The 20,527-nt window shown below is 54.0% G+C and carries 19 protein-coding genes and 1 pseudogene; 9 read left to right on the top strand and 11 right to left on the bottom strand.

All coding sequences use genetic code 11. The annotated features are described in order from the left end of the window. Nucleotides 1-86: 86 nt before the first annotated feature. The 3 genes from fldA to ybfF form a co-directional block, all read right to left on the bottom strand. The gene (gene fldA / locus HV314_RS17795; protein ID WP_003022839.1) at nt 87-617 is read right to left on the bottom strand and encodes a flavodoxin FldA; all 531 of its coding nucleotides are present in this window, start codon (nt 615-617) and stop codon (nt 87-89) included. A 155-nt stretch (nt 618-772) separates the two neighbouring features. Continuing rightward, nucleotides 773-1,060, bottom strand: coding sequence for a LexA regulated protein (ybfE, locus tag HV314_RS17790; RefSeq protein WP_003022842.1), 288 nt, complete (start codon nt 1,058-1,060; stop codon nt 773-775). A 128-nt stretch (nt 1,061-1,188) separates the two neighbouring features. Then, a complete protein-coding gene (gene ybfF, locus HV314_RS17785; protein WP_049269291.1) occupies nt 1,189-1,962 on the bottom strand; it encodes an esterase in 774 nt (257 codons plus the stop codon). 194 nt (nt 1,963-2,156) lie between these two features. On the opposite strand from ybfF, the gene seqA reads away from it, so the two are divergent. Both seqA and pgm read left to right on the top strand, forming a co-directional pair. After that, nucleotides 2,157-2,699 (top strand): replication initiation negative regulator SeqA, encoded by a 543-nt coding sequence (gene seqA, locus HV314_RS17780; protein ID WP_016152261.1) that lies wholly within the window; start codon nt 2,157-2,159, stop codon nt 2,697-2,699. 24 nt (nt 2,700-2,723) lie between these two features. Continuing rightward, nucleotides 2,724-4,364, top strand: coding sequence for a phosphoglucomutase (alpha-D-glucose-1,6-bisphosphate-dependent) (pgm, locus tag HV314_RS17775; RefSeq protein WP_016152262.1), 1,641 nt, complete (start codon nt 2,724-2,726; stop codon nt 4,362-4,364). Nucleotides 4,365-4,435: 71 nt separating this feature from the next. Here the strand turns inward: pgm and potE are convergent. From potE to kdpF, 7 genes and pseudogenes are all read right to left on the bottom strand, one after another. Then, nucleotides 4,436-4,651: pseudogene (potE, locus tag HV314_RS17770) on the bottom strand (putrescine-ornithine antiporter); the annotation flags it as partial. Between the two features lie 15 nt (nt 4,652-4,666). Next, nucleotides 4,667-5,344 (bottom strand): two-component system response regulator KdpE, encoded by a 678-nt coding sequence (gene kdpE / locus HV314_RS17765; protein ID WP_016152265.1) that lies wholly within the window; start codon nt 5,342-5,344, stop codon nt 4,667-4,669. Beyond that, nucleotides 5,341-8,025, bottom strand: coding sequence for a two-component system sensor histidine kinase KdpD (gene kdpD, locus HV314_RS17760; RefSeq protein WP_181546338.1), 2,685 nt, complete (start codon nt 8,023-8,025; stop codon nt 5,341-5,343). The genes kdpE and kdpD overlap by 4 nt, the downstream gene beginning before the upstream one ends. Nucleotides 8,026-8,035: 10 nt before the next feature. Beyond that, a complete protein-coding gene (kdpC, locus tag HV314_RS17755) occupies nt 8,036-8,602 on the bottom strand; it encodes a potassium-transporting ATPase subunit KdpC (protein WP_181546336.1) in 567 nt (188 codons plus the stop codon). Between the two features lie 8 nt (nt 8,603-8,610). Next, nucleotides 8,611-10,659, bottom strand: a complete 2,049-nt coding sequence (kdpB, locus tag HV314_RS17750; protein WP_101699821.1) for a potassium-transporting ATPase subunit KdpB — start codon at nt 10,657-10,659, stop codon at nt 8,611-8,613. A gap of 20 nt (nt 10,660-10,679) precedes the next feature. Next, entirely contained in the window at nt 10,680-12,359 is a 1,680-nt protein-coding gene (kdpA, locus tag HV314_RS17745) for a potassium-transporting ATPase subunit KdpA (protein ID WP_046274707.1), read from the bottom strand. Next, on the bottom strand, nt 12,359-12,448 hold the full coding sequence (gene kdpF, locus HV314_RS17740; RefSeq protein ID WP_001670793.1) for a K(+)-transporting ATPase subunit F: 90 nt from the start codon (nt 12,446-12,448) through the stop codon (nt 12,359-12,361). Before kdpF ends, kdpA begins: the two co-directional genes overlap by 1 nt. Before the next feature lie 308 nt (nt 12,449-12,756). On the opposite strand from kdpF, the gene HV314_RS17735 reads away from it, so the two are divergent. From HV314_RS17735 to HV314_RS17725, 3 genes are all read left to right on the top strand, one after another. Continuing rightward, nucleotides 12,757-12,963, top strand: coding sequence for a YbfA family protein (locus HV314_RS17735; protein WP_003022870.1), 207 nt, complete (start codon nt 12,757-12,759; stop codon nt 12,961-12,963). Nucleotides 12,964-13,087: 124 nt separating this feature from the next. Next, nucleotides 13,088-14,506, top strand: coding sequence for a deoxyribodipyrimidine photo-lyase (phrB, locus tag HV314_RS17730; protein WP_181546334.1), 1,419 nt, complete (start codon nt 13,088-13,090; stop codon nt 14,504-14,506). Between the two features lie 161 nt (nt 14,507-14,667). Next, the gene (locus tag HV314_RS17725) at nt 14,668-15,594 is read left to right on the top strand and encodes an Rpn family recombination-promoting nuclease/putative transposase (protein WP_181546332.1); all 927 of its coding nucleotides are present in this window, start codon (nt 14,668-14,670) and stop codon (nt 15,592-15,594) included. Between the two features lie 49 nt (nt 15,595-15,643). On the opposite strand, the gene dtpD is transcribed toward HV314_RS17725, so the two are convergent. Then, nucleotides 15,644-17,125: a dipeptide permease DtpD gene (gene dtpD / locus HV314_RS17720; protein ID WP_181546330.1), complete on the bottom strand. Its 1,482-nt coding sequence runs from the start codon at nt 17,123-17,125 to the stop codon at nt 15,644-15,646. 289 nt (nt 17,126-17,414) lie between these two features. Here dtpD and ybgI point away from each other — a divergent pair, with 289 nt between their 5' ends. The 4 genes from ybgI to pxpA are packed head-to-tail and all read left to right on the top strand — an operon-like array spanning nt 17,415 to nt 20,480. Next, nucleotides 17,415-18,158 carry a radiation resistance protein YbgI gene (gene ybgI / locus HV314_RS17715; protein ID WP_016152273.1) on the top strand — a complete coding sequence of 248 codons (744 nt, stop codon included), beginning with the start codon at nt 17,415-17,417 and terminating at the stop codon, nt 18,156-18,158. A gap of 15 nt (nt 18,159-18,173) precedes the next feature. Further along, on the top strand, nt 18,174-18,830 hold the full coding sequence (gene pxpB / locus HV314_RS17710) for a 5-oxoprolinase subunit PxpB (RefSeq protein WP_046274709.1): 657 nt from the start codon (nt 18,174-18,176) through the stop codon (nt 18,828-18,830). Then, nucleotides 18,824-19,756, top strand: coding sequence for a 5-oxoprolinase subunit PxpC (gene pxpC / locus HV314_RS17705; protein WP_181546328.1), 933 nt, complete (start codon nt 18,824-18,826; stop codon nt 19,754-19,756). Before pxpB ends, pxpC begins: the two co-directional genes overlap by 7 nt. Further along, nucleotides 19,746-20,480, top strand: a complete 735-nt coding sequence (gene pxpA, locus HV314_RS17700) for a 5-oxoprolinase subunit PxpA (protein ID WP_181546326.1) — start codon at nt 19,746-19,748, stop codon at nt 20,478-20,480. Before pxpC ends, pxpA begins: the two co-directional genes overlap by 11 nt. Nucleotides 20,481-20,527 lie beyond the last annotated feature (47 nt).

Genomic DNA, 20,527 nt, shown 5'->3' with positions numbered 1-20,527 from the left:
GACGAAAAAGTTACAAATTTGTAGCAATTATTTTGATTGGTTTTATCTATTGATGTGGCGCAGATGGAAATCTGCGCCACACAAAATCAGGCATTGATGATTTCGTCGAGGTGCAGCTCCTCAGAGATCTGCTTAACCCATTTTTCTACGCGTTCGGCGGTCAATTCAGGCTGGCGATCTTCATCAATGGCCAGACCCACAAAGTGGTCGTCGTCAGCCAAGCCTTTGGACGCTTCAAAGTGATAACCCGCCGTTGGCCAGTGACCGACGATGGTTGCGCCGCGCGGTTCGATGATGTCGCGAATTGTACCCAACGCATCGCAGAAATATTCTGCGTAATCTTCCTGGTCGCCGCAGCCGAACAATGCAACCAGCTTGCCGTTAAAATCAATGTCTTCGAGGGTAGGGAAGAAATCGTCCCAGTCACACTGTGCTTCACCGTAGTACCAGGTTGGAATGCCGAGCAGCAAAATGTCATACCCTTCGAGGTCTTCTTTGCTGCTTTTTGCAATGTCATGTACATCGGCAACGTCTTTACCAAGCTGTTTTTGAATCATTTTTGCGATGTTTTCGGTGTTACCGGTGTCGCTGCCGAAAAAGATGCCAGTGATTGCCATGAGTAAAATAACCTCTTGAAACTTATTGAAATGGTGGTGGCGCATTGCCCACGGATAAGGGCAATCATAGCAGAACAGTCAGGCATGCGGAAACAGCAAACACGCAGGACTGCACTCTGTGCTACACGATTTATGATTTAGAGCAGAAATTCAGACTAAGCCTGACCGCGCAATGCGCTGAGTTGGTTCATCAGCATCTCTTCGATGAGTTCACTGCGACTCATGTTGCGCGCCTCGGCCAGCTCGTTCAGAGCGTCAACGGCATCAGCGTTCAGTTTCAGTTCGACACGCTTAAGCCCGCGAACTTTATCGCGTTTAAGCTGATTACGTTTGTTAATACGTAACTGTTCATCACGCGAGAGCGGATTAGTTTTGGGTCGTCCCGGGCGACGCTCCTGCGCGAACAGATCTAATGTCGTACGGTCCGTTTGTTCTTTGGCCATGATCTTGGTGACTTCGGGGAAACAATCAGCCAGGCGTCTGCCCGGATGGATAGCCCGCCATAATACATCAGCAGGGGAGACACGCCAACGCCCACGCGCGTAATCACGCGCAGACGCTGAGTTTTTAATCAGTTAACCTGTTCGCTCAGATAACGACGGATGGCGCGCAGTACCGCCTCCGGTTTTTCGGCATGCACCCAATGGCCCGCGCCTGCAATAACGTGCGCCCGAGCCTGCGGGAATTGCGCCAGCAGTTGTTCGCGATACGCTTCGGTTACATAAGGTGAGTTGCCTCCGGGGATAAACAGCGCCGGGTGTTCCCACGCCGGGATGGTCTCCCAGCCGACAATATGAGGATATTGCTCCCACAGCACGGGAACATTAAAGCGCCATTCGCCGTCCACGAAGGATTTGAGCAGAAACTGGATCACGCCTTCCTCTTGTAGATGCTGGCGCATGACGCTCGCCGCCTGCTGACGCGAAGAGGACTGCGCGTCAGTTACTGCGTTAATGGCAGCAAAAATCTCATCGTGACGGCGAACATGATAGTCAACGGGAGCAATGTCGATGGCTACCAACCGTTCGACACGTTCAGGGGCCAGCGCAGTTAACGCCATGACGGCTTTGCCCCCCATCGAGTGACCAATAAAGATCGCTTTTTCGATCTGTTGATCGTCCAGCGTATCCAGCAGATCTTGCGCCATGGCCGGATAATTCATCTCAGGTGAACGCGGGGAGAGGCCATGATTTCGCATATCAACCTGGATGATATCGTGATCGGCCACCAGATCGCGCGCCAGGATCCCCAGGTTATCCAGACTGCCAAACAGGCCGTGCACCAGGACGATGGGAGAATTATTGTGCAGGTTTTGCGCAGATTGCGCTCGGATATTCAATTTCATGGCAAAGTTCTTTTTTTCACACTCACGGGTTAGGGTATCATGTTGACCATTCTGCCACATGGCTGCAACAACTACGGTTACTCTGAGTTTTGCCAGCCACCAGGCTTGACGCTATCCGCTGTTGGGATTTGCCTTTACACTACGCGTGTTGACCCCAACAACTTGTATTCAGCTAAACACTGCACTGGATTAAGATGAAAACGATTGAAGTTGATGATGAACTCTATAGCTATATTGCCAGCCACACCAAGCATATCGGCGAGAGCGCATCCGACATTTTACGGCGTATGTTGAAGTTTTCCGCCGCATCACAGCCTGTCACTCCGGTAGTAAAAGAAGTCCGCGCTGTGCAAGCTGTCGTGGAAGCTAAGCCGGTTAACCCCGTAAAAGATAAAGTGCGCGCGATGCGTGAACTGCTGCTGTCCGACGAATATGCGGAGCAGAAGAAAGCAGTAAATCGCTTTATGCTGGTGCTGTCTACACTCTATTCACTGGATCAAAACGCGTTCGCCGAAGCAACGGAATCGTTGCATGGTCGTACGCGCGTTTATTTTGCAGCAGATGAACAGACGCTGCTGAAAAATGGTAATCAAACCAAACCGAAACACGTGCCAGGCACGCCGTACTGGGTGATCACCAATACCAATACCGGCCGTAAATGCAGCATGGTTGAGCACATCATGCAGTCAATGCAATTCCCTGCGGAATTGATTGAAAAGGTTTGCGGAACAATTTAATCCTTGCATTAGAAGGACCAGGCAATGGCAATCCACAACCGTGCAGGTCAACCTGCGCAACAGAGTGATTTGATTAACGTCGCCCAACTGACGGCACAGTACTATGTACTGAAACCAACAGCAGGGAACGCTGAGCACGCCGTCAAGTTCGGTACGTCCGGACATCGCGGCAGTGCAGGTCGTCATAGTTTTAACGAGCCGCATATTCTGGCTATCGCTCAGGCGATTGCTGAAGAACGTGCGAAAAACGGGATCACTGGCCCGTGCTACGTGGGCAAGGATACCCACGCGCTGTCTGAACCGGCTTTTATCTCTGTACTGGAAGTGCTGGCAGCGAACGGCGTGGACGTCATCGTGCAGGAAAATAACGGCTTTACGCCAACCCCTGCCGTGTCGAATGCTATCCTGGTCCACAACAAAAAAGGCGGCCCGCTGGCTGACGGCATTGTGATCACGCCATCCCACAACCCGCCGGAAGATGGTGGCATTAAATACAACCCGCCAAACGGTGGTCCGGCAGATACTAACGTTACCAAAGTGGTGGAAGACAGGGCTAACGCTCTGCTGGCTGACGGTCTGCAAGGCGTGAAGCGTATGTCGCTGGATGCTGCGCTGGCATCTGGTCATGTAAAAGAGCAGGACCTGGTTCAGCCGTTTGTTGAAGGACTGGCCGACATCGTCGACATGGCGGCGATCCAGAAAGCGGGCCTGACGCTGGGCGTCGATCCGCTTGGCGGTTCCGGTATCGAATACTGGAAGCGTATTGCCAAGCACTACAACCTGAACCTGACTATCGTTAACGATCACGTTGATCAGACTTTCCGCTTTATGCATCTCGACAAAGATGGCGCAATCCGTATGGACTGCTCCTCTGAGTGCGCGATGGCGGGACTGTTGGCGCTGCGTGACAAGTTCGATCTGGCCTTTGCCAACGATCCGGACTATGACCGTCACGGTATCGTCACCCCGGCTGGCCTGATGAATCCGAACCACTACCTGGCAGTGGCGATCAATTACCTGTTCCAGCATCGTCCGCAGTGGGGCAAAGACGTTGCCGTCGGTAAGACGCTGGTCTCTTCGGCGATGATTGACCGCGTAGTGAATGATTTAGGGCGTAAACTGGTCGAAGTTCCGGTTGGCTTTAAGTGGTTCGTTGACGGTCTGTTTGACGGCAGCTTTGGCTTTGGTGGTGAAGAGAGCGCGGGCGCTTCTTTCCTGCGCTTTGACGGTACACCGTGGTCGACCGACAAAGACGGCATCATCATGTGCCTGCTGGCGGCAGAAATTACCGCAGTGACCGGTAAGAATCCGCAAGAGCACTACAACGAACTGGCAGCCCGCTTCGGCGCGCCAAGCTACAACCGCCTGCAGGCAAGCGCGACCTCCGCGCAGAAAGCGGCGCTGTCTAAGCTGTCTCCGGAAATGGTGAGTGCCAGCACGCTGGCGGGCGACCCGATCACGGCACGTCTGACGGCGGCACCGGGTAACGGTGCTTCTATCGGCGGTCTGAAGGTGATGACTGATAACGGCTGGTTTGCTGCGCGTCCGTCAGGTACTGAAGACGCCTATAAAATCTACTGTGAGAGCTTCCTTGGTGAAGAACATCGCAAGCAGATCGAAAAAGAAGCCGTTGAGATTGTCAGCGAAGTGCTGAAAAACGCATAAGTCTTGTTTGTACTGACGCGTTTTGTAGGCCCGGTAAGCGTTAGCGCTACCGGGCTTTTTTATGCCAGGATTTAACTATGCTTATTTTTCAGTTCAAAACGCGGTGATACCAGGCCATACAGCGTCCAGCCGAGGAAGGTCACGATAGAACCATAAAGCATTGCTTCTTCGCCAGAGGAGTAGAGCGCATAGAAGCTGTACAATGCGCCAACAAACGCCACGAAGTTCGCCGGTTTCGCTTTTGACGACGGAACATTCGCCATTTTTTGAATAATTACCAGCGCGGAAAAATGAACAAAGATTCACGGCATAAACCGATAGCCAATTCCGGTTTCGGTCAGAAAATGACGCGGACGGGCCGGGTCCAGTTCCAGCTTCTGGCGCAGGTGTCCCATATAAATACGTAGATAATGACTGTGTTCGACGGCGTTTGGTCCCCAAACCTGATTTAACAACTGGCGTTGCGTCAGTACCTTCCCGGCATTATTTAGCAGAACCGCTAACAGACGAAACTCAATCGGCGTCAAATGAATTTCCTCGTCACCACGGTGAACGAGGCGTGCGGCAATATCCACTTTGACGTTGGAAAAATGTACCACCGGTTCGGGAGACGCGCCGCTGGCGTGGCGACGCAATGCTACGCGCAATCTCGCCTGTAGCTCGCCAATACCAAAGGGTTTACTGAGGTAGTCATCGGCACCGGCATCCAGCGCAGCAATTTTATCGCTTTCCTCACTGCGGGCTGAAAGCACAATCACCGGAATCGCGCTCCATTGTCGCAGGTCGCGAATAAAATCAATGCCGTCGCCGTCCGGCAGGCCGAGATCGAGAATGATGAGATCGGGTTTTCGCGTGGCGGCTTCCAACAGACCACGTTGCAGCGTTTCCGCTTCATATACACGAAGGCCATCGGCTTCCAGCGCGGTGCGCAGAAAGCGGCGAATGGCATGTTCATCTTCAACAATCAGTACGTTCGTCACATATCCTCATGAAAATCTTCAAGTTCAGGGGGGATTTCCTGGGGCAGTGTAACACGAAAACAGGCTCCTCCCTGCGCGCGATTGTGGACCGAAATAGTACCGCCGTGCACATCCACAATAGCCTGACAAATTGCCAGCCCCAGCCCAACGCCGGGCACCGATGACTCTTTATTTCCCCGGGAAAATTTGTCAAAAACGCGCTGTTCCATACCCGACGGAATACCCGGCCCATTATCCCAGACGTCCAGTTGCAGATGTGCGCCATCGACGCTGGCATCAATACCGATTTGCGCCTGTGGACCCGCGTATTTGACGGCGTTTTCCAACAGGTTAATCAGCACCCGTTCAAAGAGTGGACCATCGACGTGAATCAGTGTTAACGGTTCAGGTAACGACAGATTTATCGGGGCAGAGAGACCGGGCTCCAGCATCTGCAGGGCGCTGCCGACCACCTCTTCCAGCGTTAACCACTCCTTCTTAAGATTAAAGCCGCCAGACTGAATTCGCGCCATATCCAGCAGGTTATTAACCAGTCGGGTAGTATTCAGAACGTGCTGGCGAATCTCACTGGCCTGGCGCGCGTGCGGCGATCCCTCGCTGGCCAGATCCAGCGTTAAGATTTCCGCCTGACCGAACAACACCGTCAACGGCGTGCGCAAATCGTGGGACAGAGCAGCGAGCAGGGCGTTGCGAATGCTTTCGCGCTCGCTGGCAAACCGGGCCTGCTCTTCGCTGGCGGTCAGCGTCAGGCGCTCCAGCGCACTGGCTACCAGTAGAGTGAAGGTTTCCAGCAGGCGTTGCTGTTCGGGGATCATAAGCTGGCGTAAATTTCCTGGTTCGACCACCAGCAGCCCATGCGTTTTATCGGCGCTTTTTAACGGTAAAATCTGATACGGCACGCCCGGTAACGTGTCGGTGCCTGCACCGGCCGGTTGCCCTTTGTCAAAGCTCCATTGGGCAATGGCGTCATCCCACGGCGTCATGCCCTGTTGATGGGTGAGCGGGGCCAGCTTGCCGTTCTCACCGGGTAGTAAAACCTGGCTGCGGGCCTGAAACGTTGAAGCGATAAACTGTTCACTGGTGGCGGCGATATTCGTCTGACTCCGACCGACTGCCAGCGCTTTCGACATCTCATACAAATGACGCGTACGCTGTTCACGATAACGCGCTACCCGCGCCTGATAACGCACCCCGGCGGTCAGATTACCAATAACCAGCCCTACCGTTAGCATTACGGCAAAGGTGAGCAGGTACTGAACGTCTGAAACGGCCAGCGTCCCGCGTGGGGCAATAAAGAAGAGATCGAAGCTGGCGACGTTAATAAAGGTTGCCAGCACTGACGGCCAGCGTCCGTAAAAGAGTGCGATAACCACCACACCCAATAAATAGATCATCACCAGGTTGGCGGCGTCAAAGGCCATTAGCCACTGCATGGCGATTAGCGTAATGATGGCGCACAGCGCAACGGCAACCACACAACCCTGAATTTGTACCCGCCATTTATCCTTAAAGGTGCGACTATCAGCCGTTTGCAGCACAGGGCGTGAAGGGGGCTCATCGAGCGCAACAATCATCAGGTCGAGATCCGGTGCGCGATGAGCGAGTTTGTCGGCAAAGGAATCGCTACGCCACCAGCGACGCGTAGTCGGACGCCCGAGCACAATTTTTCCCAGATTATGCTCACGGGCATAGTGGATGACCGCTTTGTCTTCGGCGGGGTCGGAAAGGGTGGCTGTTTCTGCGCCTAACTCCTGAGCCAGCCGCAGAGCGCTTAAAATTGCGCGGCGTTGTTTTTCGGGCAGTCGGTGCAGCGCTGGCGTTTCGACATACACCGCATGCCAGACGCTGCCGAGACGCGCCGCCAGACGTGCGGCGGCGCGTACCAGTTTTTCGCTGCCGGTATTGTGCCCAATGCACAGTAAAATAGCGTCGCGGGTATGCCAGACTTTCTCCTCTCCCGGACGTCCTCGCCAGGCGCGCATCTGATCGTCTACTCGATCAGCCGTGCGGCGCAGGGCAAGTTCACGTAGCGCGATCAGATTACCTTTGCGAAAGAAATGCTCAATTGCTCTTTCTGCCTGACCGGCGATATAAACCTTGCCTTCGTTCAGGCGCTGGCGCAAATCGTCGGGGGGGAGATCGACCAGCACCACATCGTCGGCGGCATCGAAAAAAGGGTCGGGTACGGTTTCACGAACCTGAATGCCGGTAACGCCGCTGACCACGTCATTGAGACTTTCCAGATGCTGCACGTTAACGGTAGTAAAGACATCAATCCCGGCTTCCAGCAGCTCTTCAATGTCCTGCCAGCGCTTAGGATGCCGTGAGCCTGGCGCATTACTGTGCGCCAGTTCATCCATCAAAATGAGCGCCGGACGGCGGGCCAGCGCCGCGTCGAGATCGAACTCATTGATATGGCGACCGTGACGCGCCTGTCGCTTTAGCGGCAGGATGCTGAGGCCGTCCAACAGCGCGGCGGTCTCTTTGCGTCCATGGGTTTCCACCACGCCAATCATCACATCTAACCCTTGCGCCCGCAGTCGCTGGGCCTCTGCTAACATGGCCCAGGTTTTGCCGACGCCAGCACAGGCACCGAAGAAAATTTTCAGTTTTCCCCGGTGAGGGGCCGTGGTCTGCTCCAGCAGGCGATCGGGGTCGGGGCGTAAGGGTTCGTTATGCATGTCCTTTTTCTCAGTGCTTATCCAGCGCTAAATTAAGTTCCACCAGGTTCACCACCGGCTGACCGATAAAACTGACCAACGGCTTGTGCGTATATTGTGCAACCAACCGCGTAACCTCTTCAACGCTGAGGTTGCGAGCCTGCGCCACGCGGGGAATTTGCCAGGCCACCGCGGCTGGCGTCAGGTTGTTATCCAGCCCGCTGGAAGAAGCCGTTACCAGCTCTACTGGGACGGCTGGACTTGCCTGCGGGTTGGCGGTACGCAGTGCGGCAATCCGGCTTTGCAGCTGTTTATCCAGTTCCGGGTTGCTGGCTGCCAGATTACTGCCGCCTGAAGCCATTGGATTATAGGGCATTTCAGCTGTGGCAGACGGACGCCCCTGAAAATAACCGGCAGCGGTAAAATGTTGCCCGATGAACTCAGAGCCGCGAACAACCTGACCTTCGCTAAGAAGCGAACCGTTAGCCTGGTGGGGAAACCACCACTGCCCCAGCGCGGTCGTCAGCAACGGGTAAGCCCCGCCGGTGATAAGCATCAGGAAAATCAATGTTGATAATGCAGGACGTAATCCACTCATCTGAAACCTCACACCAGACCCAGCAGGGTCAGCAGTAAATCAATCGCTTTGATACCGATAAACGGCACAACCAAACCGCCCAGACCATAGATCCACAAATTGCGGCGCAACATCGCGGATGCGGACAAAGGTTTGTAGCTCACGCCTTTTAGCGCCAGCGGGATTAGAAAGACGATAACCAGCGCGTTAAAGATAACCGCGCTGAGGATCGCCGAGTCTGGCGAATGCAGTCCCATCACGTTCAGCGCATTGAGCTGCGGATAGGTGGCGGCGAATGCGGCCGGGATAATAGCGAAATACTTCGCGACGTCGTTGGCAATACTGAAAGTGGTCAGCGAACCGCGCGTCATCAGCATTTGTTTACCAATGTGCACTACTTCAATCAGTTTGGTGGGGTTGGAGTCGAGATCCACCATGTTACCTGCTTCTTTCGCTGCCTGAGTTCCCGAGTTCATGGCGACCGCAACGTCGGCCTGCGCCAGGGCAGGAGCGTCATTGGTTCCGTCGCCGGTCATCGCCACCAGACGACCTTCCGCTTGATACTGACGAATCAGCGCCAGCTTGGCTTCCGGCGTGGCTTCAGCTAAGAAGTCATCCACTCCGGCCTCAGCGGCGATCGCGGCAGCGGTCAGGCGGTTATCGCCGGTGATCATCACCGTTTTAATCCCCATTTTGCGCAGTTGGGCAAAACGTTCTTTGATCCCGCCTTTCACAATATCTTTCAGCGCAATTACGCCCAGTACGCGGGAGCCTTCGGCAACCACCAGCGGCGTTGCGCCAAGGCGAGCGACGCTTTCGACCTTCTGCTCCACATCGGCGGGAAAGTGGCCGCCGTTGGCTTCAACGTGCCGACGAATGGCATCGACCGACCCTTTGCGGATCATTCGGTTGTCGATGTTGATGCCGCTCATCCGGCTTTGGGCGGTAAACGGCACAAAGGTAGCGTGCAGCGATTGCACGTCGCGAATACGCAGATTAAAGCGCTGTTTTGCCAGGATCACGATGCTGCGGCCTTCCGGCGTTTCATCGGCCAGCGATGAAAGCTGTGCGGCGTCGGCCAGCGTTTTTTCGTCCACGCCGTGGGCGGGCAGAAAATCTGAAGCCTGACGGTTACCCAGCGTAATGGTGCCTGTTTTATCCAGCAGCAGTACGTCTACGTCACCTGCCGCCTCTACTGCACGTCCGCTGGTAGCGATGACATTCGCGCCCAGCATGCGGCTCATCCCGGCGACGCCAATCGCTGAGAGCAGTCCGCCTATCGTTGTAGGGATCAAGCACACAAGCAAGGCAACCAGCACCGTGATGCTGACCGCACTACCACCCCAGGCGGAAAACGGCCATAGCGTGGCGGTCGCCAGCAAAAAGATAATGGTCAGGGCAATCAGCAGGATCGTCAGGGCGATTTCATTGGGCGTTTTACGCCGCTGCGCGCCTTCAACCATGGCGATCATCCGGTCGAGGAACGTTTCACCGGGGTTTACGCTGCATTCGATAACCAGCCAGTCGGAGAGGATGCGGGTCCCGCCGGTGACGGAGGCGAAATCGCCACCGGATTCACGAATCACAGGCGCGGATTCACCGGTAATGGCACTTTCATCTACTGATGCGCCACCTTCAATGACCTCGCCGTCACACGGGATAATATCGCCAGCTTCCACCAGCACGATATCCCCTTTCCGTAAATCATCGGCAGGAACGTGATCCATTGCCGCGCCGTATTTGGGTTCGCGAAGTTTACGGGCAAAGGCGGTTTTTTTGACTCCCTTTAGGCTGTTAGCCTGAGCTTTACTGCGACCTTCTGCCAGCGCCTCAGCGAAGTTGGCGAACAGAACGGTAATCCACAGCCACAGACTTATCGCGCCGGTAAACCACGGGCTGCCCTGCATATGACCTGTTGCCATCGCCACCGTTAACAGGGTTGTTAACAAACTGCCCAGCCAGACGATGAACATCACCGGGTTACGCCACTGGGTATGTGGGCTTAATTTTTTCACGGCGTCCATCAGCGCCTGTGCGACCAGAGAGGGTTCGAACAGCGCCAGTTGCTTGCGACTCATAGTAATGTGCTCCGCATCACTCAGTGTAATGACAGGTATTCTGCGACCGGGCCAAGCGCCAGGGCAGGAACAAAGGTGAGAGCGCCAACCAGTAACACCGTACCGATTAACAACCCGACAAACAGCGCGCCGTGGGTAGGTAGCGTGCCTGGGCTTGCTGGCTGGATCTTTTTACTGACCAGCGACCCGGCAATAGCCATCACGGGGATGATCACGCCGAAGCGACCGAAGAACATGCACAGGGCCAGCAGGCAGTTCCAGAACGGGCTATTGGCGCTTAATCCGGCAAAGGCGCTACCGTTGTTGTTCGAGGCTGACGACACGGCATACAGGACTTCACTAAAGCCGTGAGGACCTGGATTAAGCATGGCGCTGCGCCCGGCATCGCTCATCATGGCGATCGCTGTCCCGAGCAGGACCAGCGTAGGGGTGACCAGAATCGCCAGCGCGGTCATTTTCATTTCGCGCACGTCGATTTTCTTACCCAGATACTCCGGCGTACGGCCAATCATTAACCCGGCGATAAATACCGCCAGCAGCACGAACAGCAGCATGCCGTACAGACCTGAACCCACACCGCCGAAGACCACTTCACCAATCTGCATCAGCCACATAGGTACCATGCCGCCCAGTGCGGTAAAGGAGTCATGCATCGCATCGACAGCCCCGCAGGATGCTGCTGTGGTGACGACGGAAAAGAGACTCGTGGCCAGCACGCCAAAGCGGCTCTCCTTGCCCTCCATGTTGATATTGCTGTCGGCACCGAATGCCATCAGGTGCGGGTTGCCCTGAACTTCGGCCCACATCACGACGGCAACGCAGACTGCAAAAATCAGTGACATGGCCCACAGTAAGGTCCGCCCCTGACGACGATCGCCCACTACATCACCAAAGGCAAAACACAGCGCGGTGGGAATTAAGAAAATAGCCAGCATCTGTACCAGATTGGTCAGTGCGGTTGGGTTTTCAAACGGATGCGATGAGTTAGCGTTAAAGAATCCCCCTCCGTTAGTGCCGAGCATCTTAATCGCTTCCTGTGAGGCGACTGGCCCCATTGGCAGCAGCTGTTTCACCCCTTCAAGGGTGGTGATGGGCTGATAAGGCAATATGTTTTGCAACGTACCTTGCTGAATGAAGAACAGGGCAATGAGCAACGCAATAGGGACGAGGATCCACAGCGTAATGCGAACCAGATCGACCCAGGCGTTGCCCAGCGTGTTCATACTCTGGCGTGTGAAAGCGCGGGTCAGGGCAAAAATCACCGCAATTCCGGTCGCCGCAGACAGGAAATTCTGCACGGTCAACCCGGCCATCTGGCTGAAATAGCTTAAGGTGGTTTCGCCAGCATAGGATTGCCAGTTGGTATTAGTGACAAAACTCACCGCCGTATTGAGCGCCAGATCCCACGAAAGCCCTGGTAGTTGCTGGGGATTTAGCGGCAGCAGGTTTTGCGCCATCAGCATCGAAAACAGGACCAGCAGGCCCAGCGCATTGAGAGCGAGGATAGCCAGCAGATACTGCCGCCAGTTCATCTCCTGCTGCGAGATGCCCAGACCGCGCCAGAGTAAATGCTCCGCGCCAACCAGACCCGGCAGGGGCGTATTGTTGATCAGTCGAGCCAGCCCAAATCCCAACGGTCTGGCGATGACAAATAGCACCAGCAAGAAACTGGCAATGAGTAAAAATCCTTGGGCTGCCATCAGAACGCCTCCGCATTGATCAGGGCATAGACCAGGTAACCTAATAATAAAAAGACCAGCACAATGCCGGTTATCACGCCTGCACTCACAGTGCACCTCCAGTGGCATAAATGTGATAACCAGAGCGTAGGTTTTTGCTTGCAAAGATTTCGCAAAAATCAGCGGGTGGGGTGTAAAAAAAGTATAAAAATGGCAAAAACCATTATTTAACTAATGGTTAGTATTAATTTAACCTTTATGTAACTTAATTACGGTTTTATGCTAAACGGAGCATCAATAGATAAAAATAAGTGGTCGGATGAGTAGCAAAATTACACACAAGGCGGTATTATTTTCATCAGTTAACCAAATTTATTTTTCCGGTGCTATTCACCGAACAGATATATGGGAGAGGATTATGGACTTTTATAAAGAATATCCAGCACACATTGTTTTCTTGCGCCGTACCTTTGCCGTAGTGGCGGGCGTGCTGGCGCTACCGGTCATGCTGTTCTGGAAAGACCGCGCTCGTTTTTACAGCTACCTGCACCGCGTCTGGTCTAAAACCAGTGATAAACCGGTGTGGATGGAGCAGGCTGAAAAAGCCACCTGCGATTTCTACTAAGTTATCGTTCTTGCTCAAGAAAACCGCTCACAGTAATGTGGCGGTTTTTTTTATGCGCCGACGTCTACACTTGTCGGTGTAATAGATAACGAGTGGCAATGATTAATTTATATCCGGGAGTATTATGACCACCCATCTGGTCTGGTTTCGACGTGATTTACGTCTGCATGACAACCTCGCGCTGGCGGCGGCTTGTCGGGATCGTACTGCGCAGGTCATCGCGCTATATATCTCTACTCCTGAGCAGTGGAAGGCGCACGAAATGGCCCCACGTCAGGCGGCATTTGTGAGTGCGCAGTTGAATGCGTTGCAGGCGGCGCTGGCGGAAAAAGGCATCCCGCTTCTGTTTGATGAAGTTGCAGATTTTGCGACCAGCGTGGAAACCGTCAAAAACGTCTGCGCACAGCATAGCGTCAGCCGATTGTTTTATAACTATCAATACGAAATAAACGAACGTCAGCGTGATGTCGCCGTTGAGAAGGTACTACCCCATGTGGTGTGTGAAGGGTTTGACGATAGCGTGATCCTGCCTCCAGGGGCGGTCATGACCGGCAATCACGAGATGTATAAAGTCTTTACACCGTTTAAAAATGCCTGGCTGAAGCGGATTAAAGAGGGTGTTCCAGAATGCGTTAGTGCGCCGAAGGTGAGAGAAAGCGGCGCTCTTGACGCTCCGTTAACATCAATAACTCTGAGCTATCCGCAGCAAGATTTTGATACGCAGCGGTTTGTGGCAGAAGAAAAACTGGCTATCGCGCAATTACGCCAGTTTTGCCAACAGGCCGCGAGAGAATATGAGCAACGGCGTGATTTCCCAGCGGTTGACGGTACCAGTCGATTATCCGCGAGCCTGGCGACAGGGGGATTGTCGCCGCGCCAGTGCCTGAATCGACTGCTCGCGGAGCAGCCGCTGGCGCTTGAAGGAGGGGAAGGCAGCGTCTGGCTGAACGAACTTATCTGGCGTGAATTTTATCGTCATCTGATGACTTACCATCCGGCGCTGTGTCGGCATCAACCGTTTATCCGTTGGACCGATCGCGTGCAATGGCAGAATAATCCGGCACATTTGCATGCCTGGCAAACAGGGAACACGGGATACCCGATTGTGGATGCGGCGATGCGTCAGCTCAACGCCACGGGCTGGATGCATAATCGATTACGCATGATTACGGCCAGTTTTTTAGTGAAAGATCTGCTGATCGACTGGCGTAAAGGCGAGCAATATTTTATGTCGCAACTGATCGATGGCGATCTGGCGGCCAATAACGGCGGCTGGCAGTGGGCGGCCTCAACCGGGACCGACGCCGCACCGTATTTCCGTATCTTTAACCCCACGACTCAGGGCGAAAAATTTGACCGCGACGGCGAGTTTATCCGCCAGTGGCTGCCGGAACTGCGCGATGTGCCGGGTAAAGCCATTCATGATCCGTGGACGTGGGCTGAAAAAGCGCAGGTTACGCTTAACTATCCTCGTCCGATTGTCGATCATAAACAAGCAAGACTGGCGACGCTGGCGGCCTATGAGGCGGCGCGCAAGGGATAAGTATGTGACGGATTTCTGCGTAATGCCTTCCAGCAGAATGAACATGTTGCAGTCGGGAGCTATTAGCGCTGAAACGTGCTCTCAGTACCGTGAATACCCTGCTGCATAAGTTTTCCCTCAGCAGTAAATTTCCGTCATCTTCATTCAGATGACGGAAATTAATGACAACGCCAACGCCAACGCCAACGACATCCACACCGCACGATGCGGTGTTTAAAACGTTTTTACATCATCCCGAAACTGCGCGGGATTTTCTCGACATTCACCTGCCAGCTGAACTGCGGACACTTTGCGATTTGAATTCGCTGAAGCTGGAGTCAGAAAGCTTTATTGAAGCGGATTTACGTTCGCGCTACTCCGACGTGCTTTGGTCTTTGCACACACGCGACGGCGACGGTTATGTCTATGTGGTTTTAGAGCATCAAAGTTCAGCCGAGCCGCATATGGCTTTTCGTCTGTTGCGTTATGCGATGGCGGCGATGCAGCGCCATCTGGACGCAGGGCATAAGGAACTGCCGCTGGTGATACCGATGCTGTTTTATCATGGCTGCCGAAGCCCCTATCCGTACTCGTTGTGCTGGCTGGATGCCTTTGCCGACTCCGTGGCGGCAAGACAACTTTATTCCAGCGCATTTCCGTTGGTGGACATAACGGTGGTACCCGATGATGAGATCATGGCTCACAGGCGAATGGCGCTGCTGGAATTAATGCAAAAACATATCCGTCGGCGGGATTTGATGGGACTGGTAGAGCAACTGACCACGCTGCTACTTACTGGATGCGCTAATGACACGCAATTACAAGCGATGTTTAATTACATTCTACAATCTGGCGATGAATCTCGCTTTAATGAGTTTATGCAAGAGATGGCACAACGGATCCCCCAACACAAGGAGAGGCTAATGACTATTGCAGAGCGGTTACGGTTAGATGGATTACAGGAAGGACTACAACAAGGACTACAACAAGGAAAACAAGAAGCGGCATTACGTATAGCGCAAACCATGTTGGAGCAGGGAATAGAACGCGAAATGGTAAAACTGGTGACTGGTGTTTCAGAAGCGGATTTGGCTGTAAACCATGCATAATCTCCAGAAAAACAGGCCCGAATCTTATTACATCATCGGGCCTGTAAACTCAGGACTCTACCGCCAGCGGACGATTTCTGAACTTCAGCGACTGGTACAGCCAAATCAGCAGCACCAGCACCACACAGGCCAGCGCGCCCCAGGTTATTTCGCTAAAGACATCTATATATGCATTGATGGAATAGTTGATAGCGCCCGCTGAGTCAAACGAACCTTGTGAGGTCTGATCGGCGATAACGCCGGCCAGGTAGTTGGCGATGGCTCCGGAAAGCAGCATGTAAATACCCGTTAATACGCCGGTCACTCCTGGGATCTCAATACGTGTAAGCTGAGACATAGCCACCGGATCGATAAACAGCTCGGCAAAGCCCATGACCGCCAGCCCCAATACCATCAGCGGCATGGAAGAGTGACCGTAAGCCGCGGACCAGCGGGCGCTCAAGGTCAGAATACAAAATCCGGCGCTCATTAAACCGAGGCCAAGGGCAAATTTACCCCAGATACGTACGGTACGATTACCGCTAACGCTTTCTTTGACCACCCAGGCCAGCACGATACCGCACAGCATAACGGCAAAGGCGTTAACCGACTGGAACATCGCGGTAGGGACGGAATATCCCAGAATATCGCGATTAACGAAGCGGTCGATATACAGGCTAATCGAACTGCCGCCCTGTTGAGCAAAGGCCCAGAACAACAGACTGAAGAAGGTCAGCGTAACGATAAGCCCCAGTTCTTTACGCTGTTTCTGGGTCTGCGCCTGGCGGTAAATCTTCGCCAGAACCGCCAGACCAATAACAGTAGCAACGATCAGTGCGTAAACGGACCACTCTTTCCAGAACAGAACGGTAATCAGCAGCGGTGCTGCAACCAGCAGAACTAATAACCAGGCCCAGTTTGGCAGCATATATTTTTTCGCACACAGAACGGCCTTGTTGACGCCGGTGGTATGGGCGAAATGGCGATTACCGCATACGAAAATCACCAGCCCCGCCAGCATGCCAATCGCCGCCAGCGCAAAGCCCATTGCCCAGCTGTACTCTTCCTGCACGTAGCCGCAGGCAATGGGCGCGATGATTGAACCAATATTACCGGCAGCGTAGAGCAGAGAGAATCCACCGTCACGGCGAGGGTCTTCAGGCTGATACAACTCGCCTAACAGGCAACTGATGTTGGATTTAAACAGACCGTAGCCACAGACAATAATCGCCAGCGACAAATAAAGGAACGCCGGGGCCATTTCGCTGGCGCCCAATACCAGATGCCCCACTGCCATTAAAAATGCGCCGATCATCACCGCCATTCGATTGCCGAGCACTTTATCGGCCAGGTATCCCCCAAGAATGGGCGTGACGTAGACCAGCGAGCAGTAGGCGCTGAACAGTTCATATGCGTGATTATCGTCGTACTTAAGCTGGTTAGTGAGATACAGGATCAGCAATGCACGCATGCCGTAAAAACTGAAGTATTCCCAAATTTGTAGCGCAACGACGTAATAAATCGCCCGTGGTTGAGATGCTTGTTTATTCATTATTTTCTCGAAGTAAATGCCTCGCGACAGGCTGAACGTGCTGCGCGAGTGTGTTTCCTTAAAGTTTTAACTTTGATACAGATCTGATTATTTTTGCAATATGCTGTCTGATTGCATAAATATACATGAATTAGATCGCGTGGGGGTAAGCAAATTGCGTTCAAATCGGGTGTGATTGTTTCTTGATGTGTCAGTGAAATGTCTATCGACGAACGCAAGCGGGAACGCTATTTTAACCTAAGCTGTGTTGCTGATTGGGCAGGCAGAATTTATGACTACGAGGACGATGATGAAAAACACCGAACTGGAACAACTGATCAACGACAAACTGAACAGCGCCGCCATTAGCGACTATGCGCCGAATGGTTTGCAGGTTGAGGGCAAAGAGACGGTGCATAAAATCGTGACCGGCGTGACCGCAAGTCAGGCGTTACTGGACGAGGCGGTACGCCTGCAGGCGGATGCGGTCATCGTTCATCACGGTTATTTCTGGAAAGGCGAATCTCCGGTTATTCGCGGTATGAAGCGCCATCGTCTGAAGACGCTGTTGGAAAATGATATCAACCTGTATGGCTGGCACCTGCCGCTGGATGCTCACCCGGAACTGGGTAATAACGCGCAGCTGGCAGCGCTGTTGGGGATCACCGTCATGGGTGAAATCGAGCCGCTGGTGCCATGGGGAGAACTCTCCATGCCGGTTCCGGGGCTGGAGCTGGCATCGTGGATTGAAGCGCGTTTAGGCCGTAAACCGTTATGGTGTGGTGATACCGGGCCGGAAAAAGTTCAGCGCGTCGCCTGGTGTACAGGGGGCGGTCAGAGTTTCATTGATAGCGCAGCCCGGTTTGGTGTCGATGCCTTTATCACCGGTGAAGTTTCAGAGCAAACCATTCACTCAGCCCGCGAGCAAGGGTTGCATTTTTATGCTGCTGGTCACCATGCGACCGAACGCGGCGGCATTCGCGCATTGAGCGAATGGCTGAATGAAAATACCGATCTGGACGTAACCTTTATCGATATTCCTAATCCAGCGTAATAAAGAGGGACGAAAGTGCAGCGAGCGCGTTGTTATCTGTTAGGTGAAAGTGCGGTGGTTCTTGAGCTGGAACCTCCCATTACGCTGGCGACTCAGAAACGCATCTGGCGTCTGGCCCAGCGTCTGGTTGATGCCCCGAATGTGCTGGAAGCTATTCCGGGAATGAACAATATCACGGTTACCCTGCGCGACCCGAAAACGCTGGCGCTGGATGCGATTGAACGCCTGCAGCGCTGGTGGGAAGAGAGTGAGGCGTTGGAGCCGGACTCGCGCTTTATTGAAATTCCCGTGACCTATGGCGGTGAGTTCGGCCCCGATCTGGCAGAGGTCGCCCGGCACAGTGGATTAAGCGACAAGCAGGTCGTCGAACTTCATGCGTCGGTTGATTATGTGGTGTGGTTTATCGGTTTTCAGCCGGGATTTCCCTATCTCGGGAGCTTACCTGAACCGCTCCATACTCCGAGGCGTGCGGAACCGCGTCTGCTTGTTCCGGCAGGTTCTGTCGGTATTGGCGGATCCCAAACGGGGGTCTATCCGCTTTCCACGCCAGGCGGATGGCAATTGATTGGCCGTACCTCCGTTGCGTTATTTGATCCAAAACGGCAGGAGCCGATTCTGTTAAGGGCTGGCGATACCGTGCGTTTTGTCCCGCAGAAGGAGGGGATATGTTAAACATCATTCGCGCTGGCATGTACACCTCAGTACAGGACGGGGGACGCCATAGTTTTCGTCAATCCGGAATCAGTCACTGTGGCGCGCTGGATAAACCGGCGCTGAACGTTGCTAACCTGCTGGTGGGTAATGATGCGAATGCCGCTGCGCTGGAAATCACACTGGGGCAACTGGTGGTGGAATTTGAAAACGATGGCTGGTTTGCCCTGACCGGTGCGGGATGTGAAGCGCACCTGGATCGTACTCCCGTATGGAGCGGATGGCGGCTGCCGGTGAAAGCCGGGCAGCGTCTGACGCTAAAACGTCCACATCACGGCATGCGCAGCTATCTGGCGGTAGCGGGCGGTTTTGATGTGCCCGAAGTAATGGGCTCGCGCAGTACCGATCTCAAAGTCGGAATTGGCGGGCTGGAAGGGCGTCTGCTGCGCGATGGCGATCGGCTGCCAATTGGCGCACCGACCCGGCAATTCAGCGGGCCGCAGGGCGTAAAACAGCTGATGTGGGGCAACCACATTCGTGCGCTCCCCGGGCCTGAATACCAGGAGTTTGACGAAGTATCGCAGGCTTCTTTCTGGCGCTCCCCGTGGCAACTGAGTCCGCAAAGCAACCGTATGGGGTATCGCTTGCAGGGGCAGTCGCTGACGCGCACGACCGATCGCGAGCTATTGTCGCATGGTTTGCTCCCTGGCGTAGTGCAGGTTCCGCATAATGGTCAGCCCATCGTGCTGATGAACGATGCTCAGACGACGGGCGGCTATCCGCGTATCGCCTGTATCATCGAAGCGGATATGTATCATCTGGCGCAGATCCCGCTCGGCCAGCCGATTCATTTTGTGCAGTGTTCGCTGGAGGAAGCGCTTAAGGCGCGCCAGGATCGGCAGCGTTATCTGGAACAGTTAACATGGCGACTTAACAATGAAAATTGATCTCAACGCAGACCTCGGTGAGGGATGCCCTAACGATGCAGCGCTGCTGCAACTGGTGTCATCAGCCAACATCGCCTGTGGGTTTCACGCCGGTGATGCGCAGACGATGCTTTTAAGCGTGCGCGAAGCGCTAAAAAATGGCGTAGCGATAGGCGCGCATCCGAGTTTTCCGGATCGGGAAAATTTTGGCCGTAGCGCCATGACCCTGCCTGTGGAAACGGTGTATGCGCAGACGCTGTATCAAATTGGTGCGCTGGCTGCCATCACGCGTGCGCAGGGCGGCGTAATGCGTCATGTTAAACCGCACGGTATGCTTTATAACCAGGCGGCGAAAGATCCTCAGTTGGCGGATGCTATTGCTAAAGCGGTGTATGCCTGCGATTCGTCGCTGGTTCTGGTAGGGCTGGCGGGAAGCGAACTGATTCGTGCCGGAGAACGCTATGGTCTGGTAACACGTCAGGAGGTTTTTGCCGATCGGGGTTATCAGGCGGATGGCAGTCTGGTGCCGCGCAGCCAGCCGGGCGCATTGATTGAGGATGAAGAGCAGGCGCTGGCGCAAACGCTAGAAATGGTGCAATCCGGCAGAGTAAAAAGCCAGAGTGGAACGTGGGCGAGCGTGACAGTCCAGACGGTATGCATTCACGGGGATGGTGAGCACGCACTCGCTTTTGCCCGTCGCTTGCGAGCCGCATTCAATGCATGCAATATTCAAATTAGCGCATAAATTTATTCATACAAAACAATAATATATTACACAACAACATATACAGG

It is taken from the genome of Citrobacter sp. RHBSTW-00887 (assembly GCF_013728095.1).
Classification (GTDB): Bacteria; Pseudomonadota; Gammaproteobacteria; order Enterobacterales; family Enterobacteriaceae; genus Citrobacter; species Citrobacter braakii.
The sequence above is the reverse complement of the archived record's forward strand: the minus strand, read 5'-3'. Positions and strand labels throughout refer to the sequence as shown.